1 protein-coding gene and 1 pseudogene are annotated in these 8,158 nt (G+C 35.2%); both read left to right on the top strand.

All coding sequences use genetic code 11. The features are described 5' to 3' along the window. Window positions 1-1,416, top strand: a pseudogene (locus tag AC4FQ3_RS22005) (PorP/SprF family type IX secretion system membrane protein); the annotation flags it as partial. Between the two features lie 135 nt (window positions 1,417-1,551). Beyond that, window positions 1,552-8,158: hypothetical protein (locus AC4FQ3_RS22000; protein ID WP_491183293.1), on the top strand; the 6,607-nt coding region annotated here is incomplete at its 3' end.

Below are 8,158 nucleotides of genomic sequence, written 5' to 3'. Positions count from 1 at the left end.
GATGCAGAAGCTCAACAAGCTAAACTTGCAGCTGAAAATAAAGCAAAAGCAGACGCCGAAGCTCAACAAGCTAAATTGGCTGCAGAAGCAAAAGCGAAAGCCGATGCAGAAGCGCAACAAGCTAAATTAGCTGCTGAAAATAAAGCCAAAGCAGATGCGGAAGCACAACAAGCTAAACTTGCAGCTGAAGCAAAAGCGAAAGCCGATGCAGAAGCGCAACAAGCTAAATTAGCTGCTGAAAATAAAGCAAAAGCAGATGCAGAAGCTCAACAAGCTAAACTTGCTGCAGAAGCAAAAGCGAAAGCCGATGCAGACGCACAACAAGCAAAATTAGCTGCAGATGCAAAAGCCAAAGCTGATATGGCCGCTGAACAAGCAAGATTATTGGCTGATCAAAAAGCGAAAGCTGATGCAGAAGCAAATGAAAAACTGAAAGCCGAAGAAGAAGTAAGACAATTAAGACTTGCTGAAGAAGCGCAACAAGCGAAGTTGCTTGCAGACGCTAAAGCGAAAGCTGATGCAGATGCACTTGCAAGAGCCGCTGCTACAGATGAGGCAGGAAAGGCAATTGATAATTTAGCACTTTCATTAGATGAATCTGCTAAAACTCAAGATGATTTATTAACACAGTTTAATGCTAGTGTGGCAAATAAACAAAAAGATCTTGATGACTTAAAAGAAGAAAACGATTTAAGTGATAAAGGAATTTACAAAGAGCCAAAACCTTTCAAAAGTGTTGCAGCTGAAAATAGTCAGATAGAAGCTTTAAAATTACAAATAGCTGAAGCAAACAGAATTCAGAAAGATGAAATTGCAAGGCTAACTAATTTATATAACGAAAGACTTAAAAAATTCCCTAATAAAAATGATGCAACAAACAGGGCTTATTTAGAAAAAATAAACCAATTGAAAGCGGCACAATTAAAAATGGAAGCGGATAGTGCAGCATTACTTGCGAATTTAGAACGCATTAAAGCTGAAACTGAAATTGAGAAAAAACGAAGAATTAAGCAGGCAGCATATGAGAATGATCAGGGAAGATATGCACAGGATTTAGCGGCTCTTAAACGTATAAAAGAAACTACGAAACCAAGTAGTACGCCGTTAACTGCAAGTGATTTTGATTTTGGTGAAGACCAGTCGAACATGCAGATTATAAAAAATATTAAAAATGCTGACAGCGGTTTTTATTTGATTATTGCAGTTCACAGCAGTGTTGAAAAAAGAGATGAATTCTTAACTAAAGCGGTGGCCGCTGGACGTACAGATGTTAATTTCTTCTACAACGTAACAACAAGTAAATATTACATCTATTACGAAAAAGTCGATGGATTACAAGAAGCTCAAAAAGCAATGGAGTCTAAAGGAAATGCGCCATACAACGGGAAAATGGCGATAGTAAAAGTGGAGAATTAAGAATTGTAAATAATAATATGGACGGCAACTTCTTTTATTAGAAGGACATATAAAAATTAAAAATAAATAAGATTACAAAATTGTTTTTTGAATGCCCCTTCAACAGGCAATTAGTTAAACTGAAACTATAATACTATGAAAAAACCTACTACATTAAAATCACTTTTAGTTGTATTATTTTTTATACAAAGTTTTATTGTATTCTCTCAGAAAAATTTCACCGCTCGCTTTGATCAGAGTTTAAAGGGTGATATGCTTCTGATAGGAAATAATATTTTGAATAGAGATGTAAGGAATGGTCAACGGCCAAATAACGCCTTTAATGCAACTGACCAAAATAATAATGATCTCAACATGCAGTATGTTGATATCGATAATGACAATACTACCTTTAGCTCTAGTTCAGCTAATTTGGTTATCCCAACGGGTAGTAGAGAATGTTATAAAATTGTTTATGCGGGGCTTTATTGGGCTGGTATTTATAGTAAAGGTGCAGTTGATAATGGAACTGTTAATCGTGCTAATTTAGGTTCGATTAAATTTAAACTTCCTGGTCAGACTACCTATAATAATATTACGGGGTCATTGATATACGATTACTATCCGTCAACTTCAAACGGTGATCAGATGCCTTATGCGTATTACTATGACGCGACATCATTAGTACAGGCATTAGCAAATCCTGAGGGAACTTATACTGCAGCAAATATTATAGCTGCAAGAGGTACTATCAATGGTGGATATTCTGCAGGTTGGAATTTATTTGTTGTTTACGAAGATCCTAAGTCATCTGCAAAATATATCACAACGTTTGATGGTTTCCGTTGGATTCAGGCTAATAGTGGTGCAGTTACATATGATATTTCGGGTTTTAAAACTATTCCGGTAGGAAGTGTAAAAGCAAAATTGGCTTTTGCAGCATTAGAAGGAGATGTTAACTTAACAGGAGATCGCTATTCAGTTAATGGTACGGATATTTCTACAACCGAACGTCTTGTAAATAACTTTTTTAATAGTACAATCAACGATACAAATGGTCCTTATACTAATAGGGATCCTGCAAGTGGAAACACACTTGGTTTTGAAGCAGGTATTTTAAATGTACCAAACCCTGGTACCACAGCAAACCCAGGTGGGAGTGTCATAAAAAATAATGATACATCTGCACAATTAAAACTGACAACAAGCGGTGATGGTTACGGACTTTTTTTTAATGCCTTTAATGTTGAAATTATTGAGCCTAAAATTGTTCTAACCAAAATTGTAAAAAATGCTGCAGGGGTTAATATAGGTGGTCAAAATGTAACCTTGGGGCAACAGTTAAATTACGAGATTGGATTCAAAAACACAGGTAATGATAATGCGACCTCATTTACGATAAGGGATCAATTACCAATAAATATTATTTTTAATTACCCTACGGATATTGTTTCATTGCCATCAGGGGTTACGATTCAAAGTTATAATCCAACAACAAGAAATATTGTTTTTGCAGTTAATAATAACGTTGTTAAAGTTGGTGATCCTGAAAAAATTATCAGTTTTAAGGTTCAGGTTGTTCCAGATTGCCATATGTTAAGTGAGGCATGTTCAAACAGTATTGATAACTCAGCATATGCTACTTATAAAGGTACACAAAATACGACTTTTACAATTTCTGATGATCCGAGTGTTAACACTAACACAGGATGTATTCTTGTTCCAAAAGCGACTAACTTTTTAGTTGGTGTTGATGGTTGTAAGTTCACTGAAAATGTTACTTTGTGTGGTGAAAGTATTAACTTAGTTGCAGCAAACGGATATACAAACTATACCTGGTATAGCGATGAAGCTCGTACAAACCAAATAGGAACAGGACAAACTTTTAATGTAAAAAATCCTGGTACTTATTATGTTTATAATTTAGCAGCTGCGCCTTGTAGATCTATTTATCAATCTTTTGTTGTAACAAGATTTGGTAATACTGCAGAAAATCCGGTTATTCCATTTGCAGATCAGGTTGTAACCTGTAGTAATGATGGAAAAAAATTACCTAACATTTTCTTGTGTGGTGCTAATGCATCAAGACAAATCACAACGAATATTTCGGATGCAACAAGTATTGTTTGGGAAAAGTTAAACGAGGCAAGTTGTACGGCCGTAACCAATCAGAATTGTGCAAACGAAAGCACCTCATGTACATGGGCTTCTGTTGGTAGTGGTGCTAATTATACAGCAAGTATAGCAGGACAATATCGTTTAACATTAAATTATAGCGGTGGATGTTTTAACCGTTTTTATTTTAATGTTTTTACCAATTCATTAAATCCGACAGAAACACATGAAGATATTATTTGTGGACTTAATGGAAAAATCACCATTAATGGTGTTCCTGCAGGATACGAATATGCTCTTAGTACAGACCCTAACGGAGCTGTAGGAGCTTATCAGACAAGTAATATTTTTACTATTACTAATCCAAATTCGTACACTGTTCATATTAGACAAATTGGTGTTACATCTAATCCTTGTATTTTTAAAGTTCCTGGTATTTTGATCAGAAAAAGAGATTTACAAATTAGCACGCTTGTAACTCAGCCATCATGTTTTGGTGAAAAAGGAACAATTAAGGTTGGAGCGCTTAATATTGATCCTCAATATTATTACACCATTTATGATGGTAACACTGTGGTTAATACTGTAGGTCCGGTTTCAGACTCAGATTATACATTTAATAATTTAACTCCTGGAATTACTTATAGAGTAAGAGTTACAAACAGACCTATTAATGCTACACAAAATTGTGATGTTTCTGAATACATCTATATACAGCAACCAGTAAGTCAAATTGTTGCAACGGCTGCTTTGGTAGAACCATTAACTGCATGTAGCGATGGAAAAATTGTTATTTCAGCAACTGGAGGAAATTATGCGCCATATTTTTACTTTATAAATGGGTCAGCTACTTTTCAAACTTCAAATGAAATTATAGTAACAACTCCTGGTAAATATGATATTAGAGTGGTTGATTCTAAAAATTGTGAAACAACAACATCTATTACTGTTGCAAATAATGCAAAACCAACTTATACGATTACTAATACAAATAGTAATTGTTATAATGATAATGCACAAATAACTGTTAACGTTTCTAACGCTAACGGATATAGTATGTCTTACAGTATTAATAATGGAGGAACTTATCAAACTAATCCGGTTTTCTCAAATTTACAACCAGGGACATATAATGTTATAGTGAGATATGGTATTTCATATATACCACAATGGCAGTCTCAGCCTCAAATGAAATATTGTACAGATCCTGCAAAACAAGTTATAATTGCAGGACCTACTTCTGCTGTGACTGCTTCAGGTGGTGTTGCAGAATTGGCTGGTTGTACACTTTCTCAACAAGGTGGTAAATTAAGAATCAACAATGCACAAGGAGGAACTGCTCCTTACCAATATAGTTTTGATGGTGGTGCTACATGGCAAGCTTCAAATGAAAAAGATGTATTGCCAGGAAGTTATATCTTAAAAATAAGAGATGCTTTAGGTTGCGAATACACTATTCCTTATGATATTGTTTTAGATCAAAAACCATCTGAACCAACTATTAAGGTTGAAGATCCGGTATTTAATTGTAATGGAAGTGCGACAAGTACAGTTACAGTTACAAATGGTACATCTGCTAATTATACTTATGAATATTATTTAAATGGTGTTGCTAATACGCCAATTACTAATAATGTATTTTTAAACGTTCCTTCTGGATCTCATACAGTTTCTGTTAAATATAATGTAACTACGGTTTCTACTTATAGTAATTTATTACAAGAAGATTTTGGTAAAGGTGGTTATACTACAATTCCTGGAATTAGTCCACTTTATTGTTATGAGGATGAATCAACACCTCACCCTACAACTTGGCCAGCTATATGTGGTGACATTAATGATTATCAGATAAATGATGGTAAGTACGCAGCTGCAAGTTCTATTAAAACTACTTTTGGTAATTCATGGATTTTTGCTAAAGATCACACAGTTCCGGCTGATCCTTTAGGAAGATTTTTATGCGTAAATGTTGGAGGCTCTGCAGGTGTAGGCGGTATATTATATAGTAAACCAATTAAAGATGTAATTGTAAATCAACCCGTAATTATTTCATTATGGGCAGAAAACCTTATTGTTAAGACATCTACATCACATGCTGATCCTGAGTTAACTATTCAATTAATTAATAACTTAAATGGAGTAGGTGGTCCCGAAACAATTGTTGCTACAACTGATACTTCAAATCCATGGAGGGTACCAAAATCTGAAAAATGGGAGTATAAGGAATTATCGTTAAACCCAGGAACCTATAATAATTTAAGTTTTGTTATTCGTTCGTATAGTATTCAATTTAATGGTAATGATGTTCTTTTAGATGATATCTGGGTTCGTCAAATACCTAAATCATGTATTGCAACCAAAGATTTTCCAATTGTTATTGATAGTAATAAGGGGTTCACAGCTTCAGTTACAGGGTTTAAAGATGTTACATGTAACGGAGGTAATAATGGTGAAATCACTATTGCTGCTCAAAACTTTAAACTTCCTTACGGATTTGATTATTCGTTAGACAATGGTGCTACCTGGATTAACTCTAAAGTTTCTCCGGTAACAGCTACTGGATTAACTAGTAAAAATTATAATATTCAAGTACGTTTTGATGCTTCTGCTACAAGTTGTATTGTACCATTAACACAAGAAGTAAAAGCGCCAACAGCCGTAACAATTACAGCTACGGTTACTAAGCAGCCTACATGTACTACAGGTGCAACTATAACTGCTGTTGCTTCAGGAGGAACACCTGCATACCAATATGAGTTAAGACAATCAAATGGTTCTACAGTAGTTACGGCATTCCAGAGTTCAGGTGTTTTCACAAATGTTCCTGCTGGTACTTATACCGTAGTAACTCGTGATGCAAACTCTTGTTCTTCTCCGGCTTCGACTGTAGTTACGGTAACATCATCAGTTCCACCAACGGCAACATTGGCGGCGACTTCAGATTTATGTTATGACACGGTTAATCAATCTACACTTGTTGTTTCAGTAACTGGAGGAACAGGAGCTTTAACTTATAGTTTAGATGGACAGCCTGCTCAAACTTCAAATACATTTATAAATGTTGGACCTGGTACTCATAATATCGTAGTAACAGACAGCAACAGTTGTACATCTTTAATAAACAATATTGTAATTGCACCTCAATTATTAGGTAATGCTACAATTTCAAAAACATTAGATTGTACAAGTGCATCTCCAGATGCTACTATTACGGTTGATATTACCGGAGGAAACAGTGCCTTTACATACAAAGTTAAAAAAGGAGCAGGTGCTTACGGAGCAAGTATTGCCATAACCGGAACATCTTTTGTTTATTCTGCAAGTACAGCAGATACTTATACTTTTGAAATTACAGATTCTAAAGGATGTATTACTACTGTAAACGCAATAGTAAATCCTATAGTAAACCCAACAGTAACAGCAACTAAAGTTGATGCTACATGTAATGGTGCTTCAACAGGTTCTGTACAATTAGTTGGAGCAGGCGGTTCAGGAGGATATACTTACTTATTCTATAATAGTACGGTAACACCTGTACCAACAGCATTTATTGCACAATCTAATTATACAGGTTTAGCTGCCGGAATTTATTCTTACCAGGTAATGGATAGTAAAGGTTGTAAATCTGCAGTTGGAACTATTACAATTGCTCAACCAACTACTTTAACAGCTACTGCAAGTGCAACTACATTTACATGTAACACATCAAATGTAAAACAAGCGGCCACTGTTACAATTGCGGTTCCAACAACGGGAACAGCTCCTTATGAATATAGTTTTGACGGAGGAACAACATTTACAAGTACTCGTACATTATCTGTTACAGATAATGGTACTAATCAAACTATTTCTTATGTAGTTAAAGATGCTCAAGGTTGTAAAACTGGAGTTCAGACTATTACAATTAATAGATTAAATCCACCAACAAATATTACCTTTAGTGCAGCTGCCGTAACTTGTACAGCGACTACAACTACAGTTACAGCAACAGCTACAAATGGTGTTGGAACTATAACATACTCAATTACATCACCAGCAGCTTCTGTAACTTCAAATACTACAGGTGTTTTTGCAGGACTAGCAGCGGGAACTTACAATTTTAGAGCAACTGATGCTAATGGATGTTATTTTAATAAATCATTTATTATCAATGCGGTTACTCCAATAGTAATTACTGCTAACAAAGACAGCGATGTATTGTGTAAAGGCGGTTCAACAGGTAAAGTAACTTTCACAGTTTCAGGCATTGCAACAGCAGGAGCTTATACTCATACTTTGACAGCAGGAACAGGAACTATTACTAAATCTGGAAACACATTAACATTAACCAATGCTGTAGCAGGAACGTATACTGTACAGGTTACAGATACTGCTACAGGATGTACTAATACAGCAACAGTAACAATTAATGAACCAGCAAATGCATTAACATTAACAGCGGTATCAACTAATATTAGCTGTAATAATGGTCTTTCTGAAATTACAGTTACAGCAGCTGGCGGTACACCAAATTACACTTATGCAGTTGTAATAGCCGGAACTACAGCTCCAACTGTTTTCGCAAGTGGAAATGTTCTTTCAGTAGATACTAATTCTGGTGCAAATTTAAGCTGGGATGTTTATGTAAAAGATGCTAACGGATGTATTA

Source organism: Flavobacterium sp. AK-345, from assembly GCF_058310175.1.
The sequence above is the reverse complement of the archived record's forward strand: the minus strand, read 5'-3'. Positions and strand labels throughout refer to the sequence as shown.